Genomic DNA, 21,651 nt, shown 5'->3' with positions numbered 1-21,651 from the left:
CTAAAATAGGAGGGAAAAAATGATTAGTCATCTAACCTTTATCGTTCAAGATTTAGAAAGAGCAGCTCTATTTTTTGAAACGATATTTGATGCTAATGAAGTATATTCAAGCGGAGCTGATACGTTTTCAATAGCGCAAGAAAAATTTTTCTTGATCGACGATCTTTGGATTGCGATTATGCAAGGTGAGTCATTACCATCAAAGACATATAATCACATTGCTTTTAAAATCGAAGAAAGTGAATATAACAGTTACTTAAATAAAATTCGATCTTTAGGATTAGAAATAAAAAATGGACGTCCGCGAGTAATAGGGGAAGCCAATTCTATTTACTTCTATGATTTTGATAATCATTTATTTGAGCTGCATACAGGAACTTTAAACGAACGATTAGAGTACTATCAAAGGGGAAAGAAATAAACTCACTTTGCGCAATTTTAATCATCATGCTACAATATATCTAAGAAATGACGAAGGTGGTGAATAAGTACAATGGTCAACATGTCAAAAATAACAGCAAGCTGTTCATATATCATAGCGTACCTAGCGTTTTGTCATGTTATTATTTCCAATTTTTTATCTCAAGGGACAAGTGTGTCTAAAAAGGGATAAAAAATTAAATAAAACAGACCATTCAGACTTATTTACTTAAAAACAGTCAGTCATAAAATAACAAGAAATTAGTGAACTGATTTCTAAACTCAAATCAGAGTAGTTGAAATCCATAGCTAATAGTAAATATTTGAAGGTTGGACGGGAAAGATGTTCAGCTTTTTTGTGCATGCCAAAATTATTTTAAAATTAATATATACGATGAAGATGTTGGTTATTGTGGATCTGTCTGAATGGCAGAAAGAGGAAAAGATGTTAGTACAGTTACAAAAAATAACTAAAAATTATGGAGCAGAACCACTGTTTGAAGAATTAAATTTACAAATCAATAAAGGGGAAAAAATAGGTTTAATTGGTACAAATGGCTCAGGCAAATCGACAATATTGAAAATCATAGCAGGATTTGAAACGGTTGATTCGGGAACAGTCACGTGCCAAAAGAACAGTCGTATCGGTTACTTGGCTCAAATGCCGAAAGTAAGTCTCCAACAAGTAAGGGAGTATTTATTAGAGACATTTACACTATTGAACTCGATTCAAAAACAATTAACGCGATTGGAAGAGCAGATGGCAATTCCAGACTGTGACTTAGACAAGTTGTTAACTCGTTACGGTCAACAACAAGAAGAATTTCAACAAGCTGGCGGCTACGAAATGGAAAATAGATTGGAAATGATTGCCAATGGTTTAATGATCAATCATTTATTGGAGAAAAAGTTTTCAGAGTTAAGCGGTGGTGAGCAGACGATTGTTGCCTTAGCCAGAATACTACTTCAAGAAAATGAGCTTGTACTACTAGATGAACCAACTAATCATCTAGATGCGAAAAGAATTACCTGGCTAGAGGGCTATTTGACTCATGAAAAAACTGCTTATTTGATAGTTTCTCACGACCGCTTATTTTTAGATAACACGGTAGAAAAAATCGTAGAACTAGAAGATAGTCGTGTGCAAGAGTACAAAGGAAATTATTCTGCGTACAAGCGGCAAAAAGAAGAGCAGCTTGAAAAACTAAGGAAAGATTTTGAGCAACAGCAAAAAGAAATACAAAAAATAAAACTGGCGATTCGCCGTTTCAGACAATGGGGGCACGAAGGTGATAATGAAAAGTTCTTTAAAAAAGCGAAGCAACTTGAGAAACGCTTAGAAAAGATTCAGATGATTTCTAAACCTAAAGATGAAACAGCAAAAATCGGAAAGAAATTTAAAGAAACGAATCGTTCTGGTAAAGAAGTTCTCCAATTTAATGAGGTTAGTAAAAAATATGCTGATTGCACGTTATTTGATAAAGCAGAATTTTCTTTATTTTGGCAAGAACGTTCAGCAATAATAGGAGAAAATGGAGTAGGAAAAAGTACACTGTTAAAACTTGCTCTAGCTTTAGAAGAGTTCGACAGTGGGGAAATCAAGCAAGGAACAAATCTTAAAATAGGGTATTTACCTCAAATTATTCATTATGAAAAGCCCAACCAAACGATCTTACAATCATTTGGAGAAGCTTGTTCTCTAGTTGAACAAGAAAGCCGTCGTGTGCTAGCCAAGTATTCATTCTATAGTGATGACGTGAAGCAACAAGTTCGATTTTTAAGTGGTGGTGAAAAAATTCGCTTAGAATTGGCTAAGCTGATGCATAATGAAGTCAATTTTTTAGTGTTAGATGAACCGACCAATCATTTAGATATCGAGACGAGAGAGGAAATAGAAGAACTACTTGAAAATTTTAAAGGAACAATGTTAGTTGTTTCACATGATCGATTCTTTTTACAAAAAATGTTTGATACATTTTTAATTGTTGAACAGCAGAAAATCAAGAAAAAAACAGGAAGCTATATGGAAGTACTCACTTCTAAATAATCCAAACTAATAAAAAAGTTAAAGAACGAAATAAAAATGCATGCCATTTTTATTTCGTTCTTGTTGTTCCTGGCTTTTAATTTCAATAAAAAGTGCACGTTTTGGTTATAAACTATCAAAAAATAGAGATATTTTGAAGAACTTTAAGAAAACTTAATATTTGTGAAAAACAAAACAAATCTGCTGAAACACCAGTAAAGCTATATAAAGTCAAAAATCATTTATTGTAAAATATAAAATAAATATATAAAATATAAAAAACTTGTGTTATTAAATTGAAATTAACTGGAAATTACAATACAATAATAAATACAAGGAATAATTTCATTCTATTTTTTTGAAGAAGTAAGGGAGGACTGGTATGAAAAAAAATATTCACTTGATATTTATAAGTTTTATCATTCTAATTATTTTTCCGATTGATTGGTCCTATGCCTTTGGAATAGATCAAACTATTGAAGAAAACTCGTCAACAGCCGAGACGACGGAAGAAACATTAGTATCTGATTCGTCAGAAATACATGATAGTGACTCTTCATCTAGTCAAGAATTCATTACAGAAGATGAAGTAGCTGAAGTTGAAAAAATAACAGATAATAATGATATAAATGAATTAATAGATGAAGATAATTATACTCTAAACGAAAAAAACATGGTAAAAGCAGCTTCGATACAAGATGCAGATGGCTTTTGGTTAGTTGATTCAGCGACTACCTTGACTGGCTATTTAAAAGACAGTCAAAAGTTGAAATTTCGTTTAACGAATAATATTGACTTAGGCTCAGCTGGTTACCAGCTTAAAGATCGTATGATCATTGATGGGGCCAATCACATTATTACATATAATAAAGGGGCTTCGGCTACTAGTGGTTTTTATGCGAATCAAACAAATGCAGTAATAGAAATTCGGAATACGCAGTTTGGTAATACTGATGGTACAGGAGCAGTTGGCTATTACGGTTTTTTATCAGGCGGCTCGGCGGCTAATATGACATTTATTTTTGATGGTGTCGATTATTATTCAACAAATGGTCAAATGATCTATAACATAAACGGGTCGGTCATTATGCGGGGGCAAAACAGGATCGATCAAAGAGGAACGAATACATACTCCCAAGAATGGGCAGAAACCAATTACGTAGAAATTCAAAGTGGTCACACCTCAATCCAACATTCTTCTAATAGAACAGATGCATTTATTTGGTCTACAAGTAGCTCTTCCGCAAATCCCTATGCAGGTAAATCCCAAATCGTAGTTAGAGAAGATGCGCAACTTGATATCCAGACAAACAGTAATATGACATATGGTACTTTAGCACCCAGTTATATTGTCGAAAAAAATGCTGTTTTCAATCTAGACAAAGTGACGCTAGCCACAGGTGGCACAAGAAATCAATTTTTTGCTTCCAATCAAACGCAGCCAGTAGTCTTCGATTTTCGAGAAAATGCTCAAGTGGACTTCAAATTACCCATGCCAATCAATCTTTACAACGCTAAAGGCGGCATGACGATTGCTGAAAATGCTGATATTTCAATAGATGTTGCCAATAGTTGGATTTTTACAACCTCTGCTTCTAGCACATTTGCAATTCAGATGAATAAAGCAAAGCGAGTCTCTTTTGCTGCGGTCAGCATTGGAACATTAGGACTAAATGGTGCTAATGGCATAAATAACTTATCATTTTCAAGTAACTATTTACAAAAAATCGAGACATTTTCAAATAAAACAAACACCACTCCCACACAAGAGATTTTTAAAGAAGCGTCGGATTTAAGCGTTCAAGGAACAAACTTTACAAATATTGTAGGTTCACCAGATCCATTTTCTGGACAAGAAATACTTGCCTTAAGAAGTGCATCAAAAATTGTTTTTAGTGAATTTATAGATGTTCCAGACCAATTAGGATTGATTGCTACTGGCGAGTCAGCTACATCTGTTTCGCTGTATGGATCATCCATCAATAATGGGAGTCAAGCGACCGAAGTAAAATTCTTTCTATTTACCACTAAAGAAGATACAAACGATTTAAGAAAAGCGAAACATATTGTTACATTAAATAATTTTGATGATCAAGATAATACCGTACTGAATTCCATCTATAGAGTAAAATTAGATGATTTAAACCCCAATACAGATTACTGGGCTCAAATGGTCGTCACAAATCAAGCAGGAGAAAGTGATTTTTCTGAGGCTACCAGATTTACGACAAAGCCACAGCTGAAAAATATCGCAGCAGAGGTCACAACGACTTCAGCCATCATCAATGGTGAATTAGCAAGTGATACAGGAAGGTGGACAGATTATTCTAATGGGGAAGAATCTTCGTTACCAGGTCAAAAAGCCTATTATGGCGGAAATTACCAACAAGTCAAAGTGGAATACAGTAAGAATAAAGATTTCCCAGTTGACGCAACAAAATCACAAACTGCAACTCTTTCAGGTGATAAGAATCAACAATTTACAACAAAGTTAAAAGGACTTGACGGAGATGTTACGTATTACGTGCGTGTGAGAGTTACTGGGGCGTCTGGAGAAGAAGTTATTTTAGCAATGACACCTCTAACCGAATTTCAAACAGTAACAGAAATTATCAAAGTGGAAGTTCCTATCGAGATGGCTTTTCAGACTCAAAATAAAGACTTGGGTACTTTACAAGAAGGTGAGGTATCTTCAACGGACTATCCAATCATAAACAAAGGAAACATAGCCACCAAAATATCTATCACTAATCTAACAAAGGAAAATTCAGCTGCCAATCAATTGTTACTATTAGATACTCTTTCTGGAAGTTTTGGGCAAAATGAACTTGCTTTGCAGATGCTTGTAGACAATGACCAAGAAGCGCCGCACTTTTTGACTAGTGAATTGTCAAACAAACCTTTATCGATCGGTATTTTAAAGGCTAATGAACAAAAAAATCTAAGTCTCAAAGGGAAATATTTCAATCCGACAAAGCAAGCGGTATTTCCAATATATAAAATAACTTTCAAGGTTGAAAAAAATGGAGAATGAGAGGAATTCAATGGATAAAACAAACCCAACAAACGAAGAGAAAAAGAAACGACTGCTGATTTTACTATTGTTGTTTTTGTTAGCTGTATCAGTAGGTGGTTTATATTATTATTTTTCGACTAAAACAGAACCTGTCCAAGTTGTATCGGGTGATTATTTACCAGATACAAAAGGTGCTAAAAAAATGAGTGATAAAGAAGTCAAAGAGGCCGAACAAAAAGCAGTGGATGCTAGCAAATTCAATATGGTCATAAAATCAGAAGCTGTATTTGAAACGAGTGATAGTGAAGGTAGTTTATACATTCAAAATCCAATCGAAAACGGCTATCCTATCAATGTAGTCATTCGATTGGATAGTAACAAAGAACAAATCTATTCCTCCGGAGCAATCCAACCTGGATATGAGATAAATGGAGCTAAACTAGAAAAAAAACTTACTCAAGGAGATCATCCAGCAACGGCAACATTTGATATTTATGATTCAAAGACAAACCAAAAACGTGGCCAAGTTCAAGCTGGAATTACAATTCGTATCAACAACTAATAGCGGTATTTGACAGATTTTCTGTTAAAAATAAATCATCTTACACATAGAGGGAGAAACAATATGAAAAAAACAAACTTTTTACTTACTGCAATGATGCTAGGTCTAAGCGTATCAGGATTGACACAACTAGTTTCAGCTGAAACAATCGATGGAGAAAACTCGGCAGATGTGATCATCAATGGAATGATCGGTAAATTGGACAATACAGAACCCGATACGAATATTCCAGAAGGTTCAGATGAGTGGATTAATGTTACTGTTGATACTGCAACGGCGTTTCACACAACAACAGCCAGTGCACACAAAAATATTGAGTCAGCAGACTACAGTATTGTGAATAATTCAGGTCGCGGTGTTGCAGTGACATTGAATAAAATGGATGGCACACCTAAATATGTTGACAAATTAACGATCAACGCTAAGGGAGATGGGTTAGTTGCAACTCCTGCTGCGACTAATTTAGTAGAAAGTAACGCATTGGTTGATTTGACAAGTGCTCCTGTTTGGATGCGTTTAGCAAATAAAGATGGACGTTTGAACATAGACACCGATGCAGCTTCAGCATATGCTAATTCTGCTAAATTCAACTACACAGGAACAACAGTGGCTAGTTTACCTACAGATGTTAATGAAAATGCAGCAGCAGAAAACTATACACTAACCTTGAAATTTACCTCTATCCAAAAAGACGGTACAACACTGGGTGTAACACCATAATTTAATAAAAGGCTGTGATGGACAATGAAACAATATGGTTGTCACATTATCATGATCATTCTCTTAGCAAGCTGTCTTAGTTTTTATCAAGATTTTGCCTATGCTGCTACTGATGTAGAGATCTATGGGCAAATCGGTGGAAACGATGCACACACACCGCCGTTAAAAGAACTAGAATCAACAACAGATACAAAATTAGCACAACCAAAACAAACGCACATCGAACTAAAGAAATTTCCCAATACAGGTAGTATAATCGAAAAACTAACACCGATTGGATTGGTGCTGCTATTGTTTTATGCATTGCTTAACAGATGGAAAGCGCATAGAAAAAATCAAAAGTAAAGAAATGGTCTATTTTCAGATAAATATAGGTTTAAACCGGGCAATGTTTCTATTCAGAATTGCTCGGTTTTTATATAGAATCTACTAAACTTTCTCAGATGAACGATTGACAGCGCTTTCTTTTGTGCTATAATTAAATACAACGGAATGTAACTGATTTTTTCAGGCATAACCATAATATAGTAAAGATGACGATTAGTTGGTCATGTTTCCTATATTATGGTTTTTCTATTTTAAGCGACAAACGAAAATATAAATTGCCGATGAATCGTTTGTTTCAGCAATGAAATTGAGTAGGCTAGGTTAATAAGATTATCTAAAAAAATAGAGTAAGGAGCAATGATCAATGAGTAAATCTGTATTTCCAGATAATTTTTTATGGGGCGGAGCAACAGCTGCCAATCAATATGAGGGAGGTTATCTTTCAGGTGGGAAAGAACTGAGTACTTTAGATGCTATTACAGGAGGCAGTCATACAACACCAAGAATGATTACGTATAAAACGAAAGACGGTAAAATTGAAACGTGTGATAGAGGAGATGCTTTACCAGAAGGAGCTGTTGGATACGTTGATCCTAATCAATATTACCCAAGTCATGTAGCAACTGATTTTTATCATCATTATAAGGAAGATATTGCTTTATTTGCAGAGATGGGCTTTAAATGTTTTAGACTTTCAATTGCTTGGTCTAGAATTTGTCCGAAAGGGACAAGGGAGATCAATGAAGAAGGATTAGCTTTTTATGACAAAGTTTTTGATGAACTGTTGAGCTATGGAATTGAACCGATTGTCACGATCAATCATTTTGATATTCCAATGTATTTAGCTGATAAACTTGATGGTTGGTCAAGTAGAAAAGTAATCGATTACTTCCTATTTTTCTGTGAAACATTATTTAAACGATACAAAGATAAAGTGAAGTATTGGATGACCTTTAACGAAATCAATTTTTTACGAAGCTGGACTCAAATAGGTATTCATAAAAATGATAAACAAGCGAAGTATCAAGCGGTGCATCATCTATTTGTGGCGAGTGCCAAAGCAGTTAAAATAGGCCATGAGATCAATCCCGATTTCCAAATAGGAATGATGGTCGCTTATGTCCCGAGCTATCCAATGAGTTGTAATCCAGATGACGTAATGGAAGCAATTCAATTTAATCGTGAGCAAGAATTTTACATGGATGTCCAAGTTAAGGGGTACTATCCAGCTCATAAAATAAAAGAATTTGAACGAGAAAATATTGTGATCCAAAAAGAAGCCGGGGATGACGAAATCATCAGAGAAGGAACGGTTGATTATATTGGCTTTAGTTACTATATGTCAACTGTATCTGCTTCTAATCCAGATGAAGTAAAATATGTAGGTGGCAATCAAATGCCAGCAGTAAAGAACCCATATTTACAAGAATCAGATTGGGGGTGGGCTGTAGATCCTTTAGGGTTACGTATTTCTTTGTGTAAATTGTATGATCGTTATAATGTCCCTTTATTTGTTGTAGAAAATGGATTTGGGGCTGTAGACCAAATAGAAGCTGATGGGACGATTCAAGACGATTATCGTATTGATTATTTCAGTAAGCATGTGGCTGCGATGAAAGATGCGGTTGAATTAGATGGGGTAGATTTGATCGGTTATACACCTTGGGGATGCATTGATTTAGTTTCATCTGGAACGGGTGAAATGAAAAAACGTTATGGCTTTATTTATGTTGATATGGACGATGAAGGAAATGGCACACTGGATCGTTTTAGAAAACAATCATTCTATTGGTATAAAAATTTGATAGCAGCAAATGGCATACAAGAGTAGTGAAAATGAGGCTTACTTCAAAGCATACTTGAAGTAAGCCTTTTTTAATAAAATTCACAAAAAAGACAAAATAAGTTGTGGTTAAAATGAACAGTGGTATACTTGCTAATGAGGCGAATTTGCTGATTCTAGAATTCAATAATAGTAGTCAGATGGTTGAAAAAGCCGCAGGAGGAATAGTAATAAGATGAAAAGAGTATCAATCAAGGAATTAAAAGAATTAATTGAATTAACAGTCAATGAACCAGTTTCAATCATTGATGTTCGAGAAGTGGATGAGTTTATGGCAGGACATATCGTTACAGCAAAGAACTATCCTTTATCCACACTGCCTGAAGCGATGTCAGAGATTGATCGAGAACAGCCACATTATGTCATTTGTCAACATGGTGTACGCTCAGAACACGCATGTTCTTTTCTTGAAAATTATGGTTATAATGTTGTTTCTGTTTCAGAAGGTATGTCAGTTTGGGATGGCAAAGAAAATAATTATAATTAAAAAAGAGATTGAAGCAAAGGAATTTAACTTCTTGAAATAGGAAGGAGTTGCTTTAGCTCCTACCGTATATCTAAATTCTACGAGACTGGAACTATGTTCCAGTCTTTTTGTATTGAAGAAAAGAGCCAGTTGAGTTGTTTTTTTTAAAAAACTTATTTTTAGTAAGTAAAAACTCTTGCGAGTTTACTTACTTTTTGTTAGTATTGGAATGTAGATAAGAAAACAACAGTTATTGGAGGAAAAAATCATGACAACAAAATTATTAATTGCATACTACAGTTCAACAGGAACAGGTACACAAATGGTGAAATGGGCCAAAGAAGCAGCAGAAGCAAATGGTGCAGAAGTTCGTTTAAGAAAAGTTCATGAATTAGCACCTGATGTAGCAATCGATTCAAATCCAGCATGGCGTAAAAACGTTGAAGCAAGTAAAGAGATTCCAGAAGTGACTAGCGATGATTTATTATGGGCTGATGCTTATATTTTCTCTTCTCCTTCACGTTTTGGTGTTATGGCTAGCCAATTAAAACAATTCTTTGATTTACAAGGCGGACTTTGGGCACAAGGTAAATTAGCAAATAAATTTGTCACAGCATTCTCTTCTGCACAAAATCCAAATGGTGGACAAGAACAAGTGATCCAAGGTATTTATACTGTAATGCAACATTGGGGTGCAATCATCGTACCTGCTGGGTATGTAAATCCATCAACTTTTGCAGCGGGTGGTAATCCGTATGGAACAAGTGCTTCAATTGACGGAGAAGGAAATATGCTGAAAGCAGATGAAGTAAAAGCAGCGATTCAGGATCAAACTAAACGTTTGGTTGATGTAGCAAGTAAATATTTAAGTGAGTAGAACAGTCAAAAAACCGTTAGATTAGTCTAACGGTTTTTTTAAACTTATTTTATAAAGGTGAACGTTCATTTAGTCACATCTTCTCCAAACCACTCTTTAGAAATAGCAGCTAATTTTCCGGATTTTCTGAGATCTTCAAAGGCAAGGTTAATTTTTTCTGCCAGCATTTTGTCAGTTTTTCGTAAACCAACAGCAAAAGCTTCGCTATCAAAACCACCGCTAATAATGGAGTAGTCGGCTAAATTATCTTCATGAGACAAATAATAATTTGCGTAAACACGATCAATCAATAGGCCATCGATTCGACCAGATTTTAAATCCATAAATGCTTCATTGAAGCCATCATACAAAATAGCATTCTGGTCTTTCACAAAATTTTTCAAAATCTCAGGTTGTGCTTCAAAACTTGTATAACCGGAGGAACCGTTTTGAGCACCTAAAACTTTACCTTTCATATCTGAAAAGTTATTGATGTTATTCTTTTTTAAAGAGACGACAACTTGTTCATTTTTCATGTATTCATCACTGAAAAGCACTTTTTCTTCTCGTTCATTACTTTTGGAATAACCATTCCAAATCAGATCAATTGTCTGGTTTTGTAATTCATTTTCTTTCATAGACCAGTCGATAGATTGGAAGTCGACGTTGATATCATATAAATCAAAAACTGCTTTAGCTAAATCGATATCAAAACCAATGATTTCCCCCGACTTGTTTTGAAATCCCATTGGAACAAAGGAATCATCTAACCCAACAATTACACGTTTTTCAGAATTGATTCGTGACCATTGATCTGTGTCTGTCTTTTTTCTACCACAGGCAGCGATCGACAAAATAGCAAGTAAAGTCACTAGGGTTAGTATAAGATAGTTTTTTTTCTTCATAATATATCCTTTCTACTGAACAGGGGTCACTGTGAGTAAGTTATCGGCAATATTTTCAGCAAAATTCATATCGTGAGTGACCACGATTTGGGTCATACCTTGAGCTTTTAAGGATAGGATTACTTCCTCGACTTGTTGACGAAGTTCAGGATCAAGAGCACTGGTCGGTTCATCATAGCCTAGAACTTTAGGTTTCATAGCAAGAGCCCGAGCAAGCGCAACGCGTTGCTTTTGACCTCCTGATAATTGATATGGGTAAAGTGTTTCTTTTCCGCCTAATCCAAATTTTGTCAGCAGATCACTAGCTTCTGCCTCACTAGCTTCTTTCGTTTGTTTTAAAGCAAGAATAGGTGCTAAAGTGACATTATCCAGTACGGAAAGGTGAGGAAATAATTGGAAATCTTGAAAAACAATACCAACCACTTGATCGGCGTTATCCATTTCAACAGGATTAAATGGTACGCCATCCATTGTGAGTTCCCCAGAATCAATCGTCTCTAGACCCGCTAAACAGCGTAATAAAGTTGTTTTTCCACCACCTGAGGGTCCTACGATTGTTAGAATCTCGCCATCTTTAATTTCTAAATTCAATTGATCGATGATTCGACGACCATCGAAGCTTTTGGTCAAGTTTTTAATTAGTAACATGATTTTCCTCCTAAATTTAAAAGTGCTCACTCATAAAGCCGGATAATAACGTTTTGTCTCGCGCTATCATCTACTTTTCAATATTAAATGATACATAACAACAATGCTCTTTACAGTCATTTTATATCAATCGTTATCAATTCATTGATTCGTCGTAATAATTAGTCTGTTTCAAAGTAAAAGTATAGGAGCTGTCTAAGCTTACTTATAATATTGATAGTGTTTTTCTAATTTTTTTGAAGCCAGAGTCAAAACTGCAGTTAATAAAAGATAAATAATGCCAACTAAAACTAAAGGTAGTAAACTGACATCGCGACTCATCGCAATTTTTCCCGCTCGTAGTAAATCTCCTAAACCAAGTACATAAATCAAGGAAGTATCTTTGACTAAATTAATCACTTCATTGCCGATAGATGGTAACACGACTTTGATTACTTGAGGTAGAATAATTCGTGAGACAGTTTGAAATCGTGTTAAACGTAACACTTTCGCTGCTTCATATTGACCTTCTGGAATTGACTGAATACCGCCTCGGAAAATTTCTGCAAAGTAGGCTGCGTAATTTAAAATGAAAGCAAACAAGGCTGCATCATAGCGTTCAAAAACGATTCCAATCAATGGCAAACCATAGAAAACAAAAATAAGTTGTAATAATAATGGTGTTCCCCGCATTAACCAAATATAGATATTGATTAGAAAATTTAAAGGTTTGAAATTTGTTTGCAAAGCAAAGGCAACTAAGATCCCAAGCGGAATCGAGCCTAACAGTGTAAAAATAAATACTTTCAATGTCATGATTGCGCCATCTAATAAAGCTGGCATGATTTCTAAAATGTAGTCCATATTTTTTCCTCCAATTTTTAATTTGTTGTAAGTGTAAAAAAAGTCCCCTTGGCAAGTATGCCAAGAGGACGAAAGAATCGTGGTTCCACCTCAATTTGTTGATCCTTCGCAGGATTAACCTCATGGAATCTTTAGATACACTAAAGATTCTTTTCTGATAACGGAGAAGTACCGCATTTTCTTACTTGATTCAGAAAATGACTGAATCAGATGTGTTCATCAATGGTTTCCAGCTTTTTCTCTCAGCAGATGAAAAAGTCTCTGTCAGGAAGTGGTCAATGGTTACTTGTTCTGATTATGTGCGTTAGTTTTATTTAAATTTATGTTTAGCTTTTTATTAAAGTTGCTAATTAAGATTTCTTCCGTAGGTGCTGGAATTGTTCATCATCAGTTCAATCGTATTCCTTCAAATCTCAGAAGGAAACGGAGTAGGATCTTGAACAAAAAAAGTCCTTTGGCAACTAAGCCAAAGGACGTAAAATCGTGGTTCCACCTTTTTTTATTATCGCTTCACAACGATAACCTCATGAAGTCATAGACTTCTCATGCTATAACGGGCATCCCCGAACTTTCCTACTAGTCCATTCAAAAAGTTAACTCCCAGATGTGGTTCGCTTTATCATTCTGTCTTTTTCCACCAACCAAAGACTCTCTTTTAGAAAAAATAAAGGTACTCTTCTGTTCTTTGTTTTTTATAACTTTACCACCAGTTTTTCCACTTGTCAATAACTCTTTGTTTGGAAAATTCAGAAAACAACGTATTTTAAGCATAAAAGTAACTGATTGAGCAAAGTTGAGGTAAAATGGAAATAGTTATTTCCTATTAAAAAGTAAGTAAATGGTGATAGCGAAAAACTATCGCACTGTTTCTATTTATACTATCCTTTCACATATATATCTGATAAACTATGTACAATTATTGTCGGAAAGTAAAAAGGAGTGATGTGTATTGAGGCGGCCGATTATTGGAATTGCAGCGAACGAAATTGAAGATGCGGGAGCCAGGTTGTATCATTTACCTATTAGTTATACTCCTTGTGGCTATGTGAAAGCAGTTCAAATTGCTGGCGGTTTGCCGTTGCTATTGCCAGTGGGTCCTCCTGATTTAGCGAAGCAGTACATTGCCCAAATCGATAAGTTGATTTTAGCAGGCGGGCAAAATGTATCACCCAGACTATATGGAGAAAAAAACCAAGTTGAAGAAGCTTCACTATCTGATGAAAGAGATCAATTTGAGTTAGCGTTGATTAAAGAAGCTGTTAGGCAAAAGAAACCAATCTTTGCAGTTTGCCGTGGTTTGCAACTGGTCAATGTGGCATTTGGCGGCAGTCTGTACCAAGATATCAGTCACATAAATAATACGCAAATTTCCCATATGCAGGTGCCTGTGTCTAGAGAAATTCCTACTCATCAGATTCGTACAGAGAATAGGAGTATTCTGCGTAATCTCTATGGTGAAAAAACAACCGTCAATTCATTTCATTTTCAAGCCATAAAAAAATTAGCTGATAAGCTAAGAGTCACAGCAGTCAGTGAAGATGGGATTATTGAAGGGGTGGAAAGTGAAGATCCAAGCTTAACATTTTTAGGGGTACAGTGGCATCCTGATTTTGCTTACGATCATTTGGAACAAGAAATGGCTGTATTTCGTTATGTCGTGGAAGAATTATAAATTATTTAACTTTACAGAACTATTTTCTCGAAAACTAGATAAATTAATTGAAAGTCAAAAAAAGACTGTAGTTGATTTTCTAAAATGCTTTGGAATTATGTGTTCTGTTTAACTTTAAAAAAGAGGAGGAATTAGAGAATGAAGAAAAAGTTTGGTGTTTTTGTTTTGGCGGCAAGTTTATTATTGACTGCTTGTAGTGGAGGTAAAGGAACAAGTTCATCGGGTGAAAAAAAAGACAATGATAAGAATGTACAACAAGTGATTAAAGTCGCTTCTGGTGGGGAGTTATCCACATTGGACAGTGCTCATTATACGGACGTATACAGTTCAGATATGATTGGTCAGGTTGTCGAAGGACTTTATCGCATGGACAAAAATCATGATCCAGAACTAGCAGTTGCAGCTAGTCAACCAACTGTCAGTGAAGATGGATTAGTTTATACATTCAAATTAAAAGAGACAAAATGGAGCAATGGTGATCCTGTAGTAGCAGGCGATTTTGTTTCTTCTTTTAGAAATGTTGTTGACCCAAGCTTTGGATCAAGTAGCAGTAACCAAATGGATGTTTTCAAAAATGGGCGTAAAATCCGCGAAGGTCAAGCTAAACTAGATGAGCTTGGAGTAAAAGCTATCGATGATCAAACGTTAGAAATGACGTTGGAATATCCAATTCCCTATTTAGCACAAGTGTTGGTAGGAACACCATTTATGCCTAAAAATGAAAAATTTGTCAAAGAAAAAGGCGAGGCCTACGGAACTTCGGCAGACAACTTTGTTGGAAATGGCCCATTTGTGATTTCTGGTTGGGATGGTAATAAAGAAAATTGGAAACTAACGAAAAATAAAGATTATTGGGATCAAAAAAATGTCAAACTAGATACGATTGATGTTCAAGTGGTCAAAGAAATTGGAACTGGAACCAATCTGTTTGATGCGGGGGATCTAGATTATACTGTTTTAGCTGATACGTATGCATTGCAATATAAAGATTCCCCACAAGCACATTTTACACCTAAAGCAATGGTGGGTTATTTAAGTCCTAACCATAAAAGAGAAGTCACAGGAAATGTTAACGCTCGTAAAGCTATTTTACAAGCAATTGATAAAGAGACGTTCGCAAAAGATATTTTAGGTGATGGTTCAACTGCAATCAATGGTTTTGTGCCAAAGGATTTTGCGAAAGATCCTAAAACAGGGGAAGATTTCCGTAAAGAAAATGGAGATTTTCTATCATTTGATTTAAAAGCAGCTCAAAAAAACTGGGAGACTGCTAAGAAAGAGTTAGGCAAAGATGAAATTGAATTAGAATTACTTTCAGCCGATTCCGCGCTTGCGAAAAAGACGATTGAGTATGTTCAAGGGCAGTTGCAACAAAATTTACCTGGGTTAAAAATTACGTTAAAATCAGTTCCATTGCAAAACCGTTTAGACTTGCAAACAGCTAGTAACTTCGACCTAGTTTTTGGTACATGGACACCTGATTACGCTGATCCAATCAATTTTCTAGAGTTTTATGATTCTAAAAGTGGTTTGAATACAGCTGGTTATAACAATCCTGAATATGATAAAGGATTAAACGACGCTAGAATCACTTTAGCAAATGAACCAGAAAAACGCTGGGATAAATTAAAAGAGCTAGAAGAAACACTGATTGAAAAAGATGCAGCTGTATTGCCTCTATATCAAGGGGCAATTGGTTATTTAAAATCAGATAGATTAAAAGAGCTACAAGTTTTTCCTTTTGGAAGAACCGTGTCTTATCGTTTGGCTTATGTTGAATAACTTATGAAGAAAAGAGAAAATCAAGAGGACTTGTAAGGAAATTTCCTTACAAGTCCTCTTGATTTTTCTAGTTAAAATAATGTTCTGATTGTATTCATACGAGTCTTTATAGAGTACAAGATGTCTGGAACAATTTTAGGGTTCTGTGAAAGAGCATGCGTATCTTTTGTAATTGTTCGATGATGCGTTTAACATAAAATGTATAGACAGGAAGAAACTTTTACAAAAGAGTAAGGAATGTTGGAGGGGAAAACGATGCGATTGATCAAAGGTTTTGTTGCTTTATTGTTGATAGCTGGTATTTTTGGGATCGCTGGTTTGTATTCTCAGATGGTAGATTTAGGTGTTGTAAGTACATTTTTTAGTCATTTACTAGTTCAATACGATTGGTTGTTTTATTTTTATCAAGTTGTCCTTTTTGTTCTTTTGGCTGTATTATTTTTAACATTTTTGATAGTTGTATTCAAGCCGATTGCTAAAAAACAAATACGCATAAAAAAGAGCATAGGTCAGGTGAACGTGCCCTTGAATACTTTAGAGTCAATTGCGAAGTCTTCATTGCAGAAAATTGTCACTATTGATAATACACAGGTAAAAGTAAGGTTGACAAAGAAACAGACAGCAGATGTAGAAGTCATGGTAGCAGATGAAAAACAACAACAGTTTTTAAGTAGAGGAAAACAAATTCAAGAATTGATTCCTCAAGCTTTACAAAATATGGCAATGATCGAGACGAATAAAACGAAACTTATTTTCAAAAAGAAAAAGGTAGATTCAACCTTATTGCCAAGCGGGAATAAAGAATCTCGTGTGGTTTAAAGGAGGAAGTATAATGAAAAAAAGAATGATCTTAGCTCCTTACCTCAATCAAGTGATTTTTACAGGTTTATTCATCGTAATTGGTATCTTGTTTATGACAATCGGTTTTTGGAAAACAGTTTTACTAGTTGTTTTAATAGGGATCGGTTATTTGATTGGTAAAATGCAAGATGAAAAACGCTCTATCTCTTCAATTATAGCTTCTATACAAGCTTTTTTTGAAAGATAAAAATATATTAAATCAAATTCAGAAAGGTTGAGAAGAAAATGGATAACAAAGCAAATGGAAACACAACTGAAGGAACAAATGCAAGTGGCATCAAAACTAAATTAACATTTGACGATCAAGTCGTGAAAAAAATTGCTGGTATCGCTGTATCAGAAATTCCTGGTATTTTAGGATTGAGCGGAAATGCCATTACAAACTTGACCGACAAATTTACAAATGGAAACAATCCAACTAAAGGAATCAGTGCGGAAGTTGGAACAAAACAAGTTGCCATTGATTTAGATGTGATTGGGGAATATGGAAAAAATATTGCTCAGGTATTTGATACAGCAACTAAAAAAGTTGCAGAAGAAGTGAAAAATATGACAGGGCTGGATGTTATTGAGTTTAATATGAACGTTGATGATATCATGACGAAAGAACAATACGCAGAAAAATTTGAAACTAAGAAAAAAGATGAGAATGAAGAGGATAAAAATAAAGAAAATGGCACTCGTATTTTAGAATAGTGATGAAATAAATCAAAATAGAGGAGGAAATAACTATGTTAAGTTTTATCTGGTCATTAATTGTCGGTGGTGTACTAGGTGCCATTGCAGGAGCGATTTTAGGTAAAGATGTCCCAGGTGGTGTGATTGGTAACATCATTGTCGGGTTTATCGGCAGCTGGGTTGGAACAATGATTCTAGGAGACTTTGGACCAGTCATTGGTGGATTTCCAATTATTTCTGCTTTGATTGGTGCTATAATCTGTATTGCTATTTATTCGTTTATTGCTAAGCGAATGGCTTAATAAAAATAGTTCTGAAAGGTTATTTAAACCTATCAGAACTATTTTTTATTTAATTGAGTTATGTTTACTATTCCAACATTTCGGCGGGCAATAAAATAGTCTCTTTATTCCCATCATCAAAAGCAAAAATTTGAGATGGATACTCTTCAGAATAAGGGAAAGGTAAGTCAACGGCCATTTGAACATCACTGATTTCTTGTGAAAAATGGACAGTTACTTTCCCGCCATTATCTATCAAATCAAAATACAGCATGTTTGTAAGTGGAATAACTCCTTTTAGATCCAAATCAATAATTAACCAGATACTGTCAATTAAGGCGCTAGGCAGGCTTTCAACCACACCTAAAGAAGCATAACGGCTACGTTCACTATCAAAACTTTCAACCATTTTTTTGACCCCCTTTATCTATCTAATATCAATAGTATACCTTATTTAGTCAAAACTCGCTTCTGTGATGTTTCATAAAAAAAAGCAACAGTAACGCTCAAAAAACTGTTTATTTATTTGTAATTAAAAAAAAGACAAGGTAAAAAGTCCTTGTCTTTTTTCATCTATGTCAATCAGGCAATTATTCTGGTTTTTCACCAATTACTGTAGGTTCAGCTGCTTCTTCAGAACTTTCTTCAGTAGCTGCTTTTGCTTCTGTAACTGCTACGATTTGTTCTTCACCATCAGTAATGATGTCATAATCTTTATTTTTGGGTAAATCAGCGACCGTAACTGCATCACCAATCGCAAGTTTAGTAATGTCAACTTCCACACGTTCTGGTAATTTATCTGGTGTAGCTGAAACTAAAACATTATATAAGTTTTGTGTTAACTCACCACCAACTTTAACTCCTTCAGACTCACCAACAAGAACGATTTCAGCTTCTACTTCTGTTGCTTCTTTCATGTTTACAGCTAAAAATTCAACATGTTTAATTTTACTTGTAAACGTATCTAATTGCGCTTTATACATCAGCGTATTGATTTTTTTACCACCAACATTCATTGTAATAACAGCGTTAACACCATTATCGCGCAAAACTTTTGTTAATTCTTTTTCATCAACGGAAACAGGGGTACTTTCCATTTCAAACCCATAAACAACGGCAGGAACTTGACCAGTGTGACGTAGTTGATTTCTTAGGGAACGTGGACGGACAGCTCTTTCTTTAACTTCTAACGATACTGACATAACCAAAATCCTCCTTAAATTTAAAGCGTAATGGGTTCATTTAGTTCTGAAGAACTAACCCATATAGCTTGATAAATCAAAATGAATTTATATTTGGTTATCTACAAAAAGCAAAATAATGTAAAAAAGGAGTTTCGCTGATGCTTCGTTTAAACTTGTAAAAGCCGTAACTTAGCTAAAGTTCTCTTGTTCGTCTATGAAACGAACAAGCAGCTTCAACAAAAAAAGGACAGCAAAGACAAAAAATCCCGAATAATTGTGCACAATTATCCAGGGGAAAATTTCATATGATATCTTATTCTCTCCCAGGTCATTACGCTGTTTTTGAGAAACCTTATTCACTTTCTATATCAACCATAACGCGAATCCCAAGTTAAGTCAAGGGAAGTGGAGTCTTTTAATTTTTACTTAAAGTGTACTCTAGAAAAATATCAACCGCGTTTACTATCTTGTTTACTTTTCATTCGAGTAAGTTTGTACTAAACTATTAATTGAAATGAGGAGAAAAAATGCGTTTGGATAAATTATTGGAACAAGAAAAAATTGGCTCTAGAAGAAAAGTCAAAACCTTGATTCGTAGTAAACAAGTGACTGTAGATGGACAGATCATTTTGAATGGAAGCCTAAATGTAGATGCTGTCCTACAAGACATTTTTGTTGGTGATAAAAAAATTCAGAAAACCACACATGTTTATTACATGTTGAATAAGCCTCAAGGTGTTGTAACGGCCGTCAAAGATGCCTTGCATCAAACGGTCATTGATTTAATTAGTACAAGCGATCAAAGATCAGGCTTATATCCTATCGGCCGATTAGATCGTGATACAGAAGGATTGTTGCTGCTGACCGATAATGGCCAGTTGGGATACCAATTACTATTGCCACATAAAAAAGTGTCAAAGCGGTATGAAGTTATCGTGAATGAACCACTGACACAGTGTGATTGTCAGGCATTTGATGAAGGAATCGTTTTTTCTGATGGAAAAAAATGTAAATCAGCAGAACTGGTGATTCTATCCTCAGAGAAAAATGAGGGTCGTGCCTATTTAGACATCACCGAAGGGAAGTTCCATCAAGTCAAGAAAATGTTTTTAGCTGTAGGGAAAAAAGTGATTTATTTAAAACGGTTATCAATGGGACCAATCCATTTAGATCCTACACTTAGCTTAGGGGAATACCGTCCTTTAAATCAAGAAGAATTACAGACACTATTGCCTTATTTTACTATTCATAAAAAAGAAAAGAGCGTGGAACATGAAATTTAAAACGTTATTATTTGATGTCGATGATACATTATTAGATTTTCAATTAACAGAAAAAAAAGCCTTACAAGCACTTTTTCAAGAAGAAGGACTTTTCTTAACAGATGAAATAGAAGCGACTTATAAAAAAATCAATAGTCAGTTATGGCGCGAATTTGAGCAAGGCAAAACAGATAAAAAGACAGTTACCGATACACGTTTTAGTTTGCTATTTGCTCAGTTGAATAAAAATGTTGATGGGGAAAAAATGGGCGAACAATATCGCTATCATTTAAGTCAAGGCCATGATCTGTTAGGGAACAGTAAAAAAATTATTGAACGGCTTCAACCAGATTATGACCTATATATTGTGACAAATGGTGTCGCCAAAACACAATATCAACGATTAAATGATTCAAAAATGACTTCATTTTTCAAGGATATCTTTGTTTCAGAAGAAGTTGGTTATCAAAAACCGATGAAGGAATATTTTGATTATGTTTTTGAACGAATTCCTAGTTTTGATCGAGAAAAGACACTGATCATTGGAGATTCACTTGCATCGGATATCAAAGGTGGGAACTTATCAAACATTCAGACACTTTGGTTGAATCCATCGAAACAGCCAGTGATACCTGATATCCAGCCAACATATGAAATCAGTCGGCTAGACGAGATTTTTAATGTATTAGAACAATAAGAAACAGCGATTACGAGTTTTGAACAGTTCTCGTGGTCGCTGTTTTATGGTTATAGATCGATACTTAAGCGAACCATGTCTTTTAAAACAAGTTTATTTTCGACAATTTCTTCCTGATAATGACGAAGGAAAAAGTCACGATCAATACTCGTCAGTCGAAATCCGCATTTTTGATAAAGATATAATTGTCCAAAACTAGTACTGCCAGTGCCGATTTCTACGGTTTTGTAATGATTATTTGTGGCGTAAGCTAAGGCAAATTGGATCAATTTTTTACCAAACCCTTGACCTTGGTAGTTTTCAGCGACTGCAATATTGACGATTTCCAGTGTTTCTGGTCTAGTAGGAAGTAAGACTAAGATACCTGCTACAGATTTATTGAACAGAATGTCAAAACACAAGCCCCGTTTTACATAATCGTCTACTAAATGTTTAGCTGGATCCGCTGATAATAATAAGTCATAGTGAGTTGTCTGGAGGTTTTGAATTTCTCTAATTGTCATACTATTTTTTCCTTTCTAATAAACCTAGCAAATAAATGAATAAGTTTAAAAAATAAATAGATAAAATTGTAGCTTTCTGGCTCGTTTCTATTATAATAG

General features: G+C 34.9%; 23 protein-coding genes and 1 other annotated feature. Of the genes, 17 read left to right on the top strand and 6 right to left on the bottom strand.

Going from position 1 to position 21,651, the window contains the following annotated elements:
* Positions 1-19: 19 nt before the first annotated feature.
* The 9 genes from fosX (at position 20) to wrbA (ending at position 10,257) form a co-directional block, all read left to right on the top strand.
* Positions 20-421 carry a FosX/FosE/FosI family fosfomycin resistance hydrolase gene (fosX, locus tag AC4BB5_RS15320; protein ID WP_490456958.1) on the top strand — a complete coding sequence of 134 codons (402 nt, stop codon included), beginning with the start codon at positions 20-22 and terminating at the stop codon, positions 419-421.
* A gap of 444 nt (positions 422-865) precedes the next feature.
* Positions 866-2,467, top strand: coding sequence for a ribosomal protection-like ABC-F family protein (gene abc-f / locus AC4BB5_RS15315; protein WP_490456957.1), 1,602 nt, complete (start codon positions 866-868; stop codon positions 2,465-2,467).
* Positions 2,468-2,828: 361 nt separating this feature from the next.
* On the top strand, positions 2,829-5,480 hold the full coding sequence (locus AC4BB5_RS15310) for a fibronectin type III domain-containing protein (RefSeq protein WP_490456956.1): 2,652 nt from the start codon (positions 2,829-2,831) through the stop codon (positions 5,478-5,480).
* Positions 5,481-5,490: 10 nt separating this feature from the next.
* Positions 5,491-6,024, top strand: a complete 534-nt coding sequence (locus tag AC4BB5_RS15305) for a hypothetical protein (RefSeq protein WP_490456955.1) — start codon at positions 5,491-5,493, stop codon at positions 6,022-6,024.
* A 63-nt stretch (positions 6,025-6,087) separates the two neighbouring features.
* Entirely contained in the window at positions 6,088-6,744 is a 657-nt protein-coding gene (locus tag AC4BB5_RS15300) for a hypothetical protein (protein ID WP_490456954.1), read from the top strand.
* Between the two features lie 24 nt (positions 6,745-6,768).
* Positions 6,769-7,089, top strand: coding sequence for a hypothetical protein (locus tag AC4BB5_RS15295; RefSeq protein ID WP_490456953.1), 321 nt, complete (start codon positions 6,769-6,771; stop codon positions 7,087-7,089).
* 346 nt (positions 7,090-7,435) lie between these two features.
* Positions 7,436-8,902, top strand: a complete 1,467-nt coding sequence (locus tag AC4BB5_RS15290; protein ID WP_490456952.1) for a glycoside hydrolase family 1 protein — start codon at positions 7,436-7,438, stop codon at positions 8,900-8,902.
* Between the two features lie 187 nt (positions 8,903-9,089).
* Positions 9,090-9,401, top strand: a complete 312-nt coding sequence (locus tag AC4BB5_RS15285; RefSeq protein ID WP_490456951.1) for a rhodanese-like domain-containing protein — start codon at positions 9,090-9,092, stop codon at positions 9,399-9,401.
* A gap of 247 nt (positions 9,402-9,648) precedes the next feature.
* The gene (gene wrbA, locus AC4BB5_RS15280) at positions 9,649-10,257 is read left to right on the top strand and encodes an NAD(P)H:quinone oxidoreductase type IV (RefSeq protein WP_490456950.1); all 609 of its coding nucleotides are present in this window, start codon (positions 9,649-9,651) and stop codon (positions 10,255-10,257) included.
* Positions 10,258-10,322: 65 nt separating this feature from the next.
* Here wrbA and AC4BB5_RS15275 read toward each other — a convergent pair whose 3' ends face one another.
* The 3 genes from AC4BB5_RS15275 to AC4BB5_RS15265 form a co-directional block, all read right to left on the bottom strand.
* Complete coding sequence (locus AC4BB5_RS15275; protein WP_490456949.1) at positions 10,323-11,141, bottom strand: amino acid ABC transporter substrate-binding protein; 819 nt, start codon at positions 11,139-11,141, stop codon at positions 10,323-10,325.
* A 12-nt stretch (positions 11,142-11,153) separates the two neighbouring features.
* Positions 11,154-11,789 carry an amino acid ABC transporter ATP-binding protein gene (locus AC4BB5_RS15270; RefSeq protein WP_490456948.1) on the bottom strand — a complete coding sequence of 212 codons (636 nt, stop codon included), beginning with the start codon at positions 11,787-11,789 and terminating at the stop codon, positions 11,154-11,156.
* Between the two features lie 201 nt (positions 11,790-11,990).
* Complete coding sequence (locus AC4BB5_RS15265; protein WP_490456947.1) at positions 11,991-12,632, bottom strand: amino acid ABC transporter permease; 642 nt, start codon at positions 12,630-12,632, stop codon at positions 11,991-11,993.
* Between the two features lie 466 nt (positions 12,633-13,098).
* Positions 13,099-13,327: a binding site (T-box leader), on the bottom strand.
* Between the two features lie 254 nt (positions 13,328-13,581).
* Between AC4BB5_RS15265 and AC4BB5_RS15260 the strand changes: the two genes are divergently transcribed.
* From AC4BB5_RS15260 to AC4BB5_RS15235, 6 genes are all read left to right on the top strand, one after another.
* Positions 13,582-14,304 (top strand): gamma-glutamyl-gamma-aminobutyrate hydrolase family protein, encoded by a 723-nt coding sequence (locus tag AC4BB5_RS15260; protein ID WP_490456946.1) that lies wholly within the window; start codon positions 13,582-13,584, stop codon positions 14,302-14,304.
* 138 nt (positions 14,305-14,442) lie between these two features.
* On the top strand, positions 14,443-16,086 hold the full coding sequence (locus tag AC4BB5_RS15255; protein WP_490456945.1) for a peptide ABC transporter substrate-binding protein: 1,644 nt from the start codon (positions 14,443-14,445) through the stop codon (positions 16,084-16,086).
* A gap of 255 nt (positions 16,087-16,341) precedes the next feature.
* Positions 16,342-16,905: an alkaline shock response membrane anchor protein AmaP gene (amaP, locus tag AC4BB5_RS15250; protein ID WP_490456944.1), complete on the top strand. Its 564-nt coding sequence runs from the start codon at positions 16,342-16,344 to the stop codon at positions 16,903-16,905.
* A 13-nt stretch (positions 16,906-16,918) separates the two neighbouring features.
* Entirely contained in the window at positions 16,919-17,134 is a 216-nt protein-coding gene (locus tag AC4BB5_RS15245; RefSeq protein ID WP_490456943.1) for a DUF2273 domain-containing protein, read from the top strand.
* A gap of 38 nt (positions 17,135-17,172) precedes the next feature.
* Positions 17,173-17,643 (top strand): Asp23/Gls24 family envelope stress response protein, encoded by a 471-nt coding sequence (locus tag AC4BB5_RS15240; RefSeq protein ID WP_490456942.1) that lies wholly within the window; start codon positions 17,173-17,175, stop codon positions 17,641-17,643.
* Positions 17,644-17,678: 35 nt separating this feature from the next.
* Positions 17,679-17,927, top strand: a complete 249-nt coding sequence (locus AC4BB5_RS15235; protein ID WP_490456941.1) for a GlsB/YeaQ/YmgE family stress response membrane protein — start codon at positions 17,679-17,681, stop codon at positions 17,925-17,927.
* Positions 17,928-17,994: 67 nt separating this feature from the next.
* On the opposite strand, the gene AC4BB5_RS15230 is transcribed toward AC4BB5_RS15235, so the two are convergent.
* Entirely contained in the window at positions 17,995-18,315 is a 321-nt protein-coding gene (locus AC4BB5_RS15230) for a DUF960 domain-containing protein (RefSeq protein WP_490456940.1), read from the bottom strand.
* A gap of 181 nt (positions 18,316-18,496) precedes the next feature.
* Positions 18,497-19,108, bottom strand: coding sequence for a 50S ribosomal protein L25/general stress protein Ctc (locus tag AC4BB5_RS15225; RefSeq protein ID WP_490456939.1), 612 nt, complete (start codon positions 19,106-19,108; stop codon positions 18,497-18,499).
* A gap of 509 nt (positions 19,109-19,617) precedes the next feature.
* Between AC4BB5_RS15225 and AC4BB5_RS15220 the strand changes: the two genes are divergently transcribed.
* Both AC4BB5_RS15220 and AC4BB5_RS15215 read left to right on the top strand, forming a co-directional pair.
* On the top strand, positions 19,618-20,373 hold the full coding sequence (locus tag AC4BB5_RS15220; RefSeq protein WP_490456938.1) for a 16S rRNA pseudouridine(516) synthase: 756 nt from the start codon (positions 19,618-19,620) through the stop codon (positions 20,371-20,373).
* Positions 20,363-21,049: a YjjG family noncanonical pyrimidine nucleotidase gene (locus tag AC4BB5_RS15215; RefSeq protein ID WP_490456937.1), complete on the top strand. Its 687-nt coding sequence runs from the start codon at positions 20,363-20,365 to the stop codon at positions 21,047-21,049. Before AC4BB5_RS15220 ends, AC4BB5_RS15215 begins: the two co-directional genes overlap by 11 nt.
* 50 nt (positions 21,050-21,099) lie before the next feature.
* On the opposite strand, the gene AC4BB5_RS15210 is transcribed toward AC4BB5_RS15215, so the two are convergent.
* Positions 21,100-21,552: a GNAT family N-acetyltransferase gene (locus tag AC4BB5_RS15210; protein WP_490456936.1), complete on the bottom strand. Its 453-nt coding sequence runs from the start codon at positions 21,550-21,552 to the stop codon at positions 21,100-21,102.
* Positions 21,553-21,651: the final 99 nt, after the last annotated feature.

Source organism: Enterococcus sp. AMC1252 (assembly GCF_058216515.1).
This window is presented reverse-complemented; position numbering and strand designations above follow the sequence as displayed.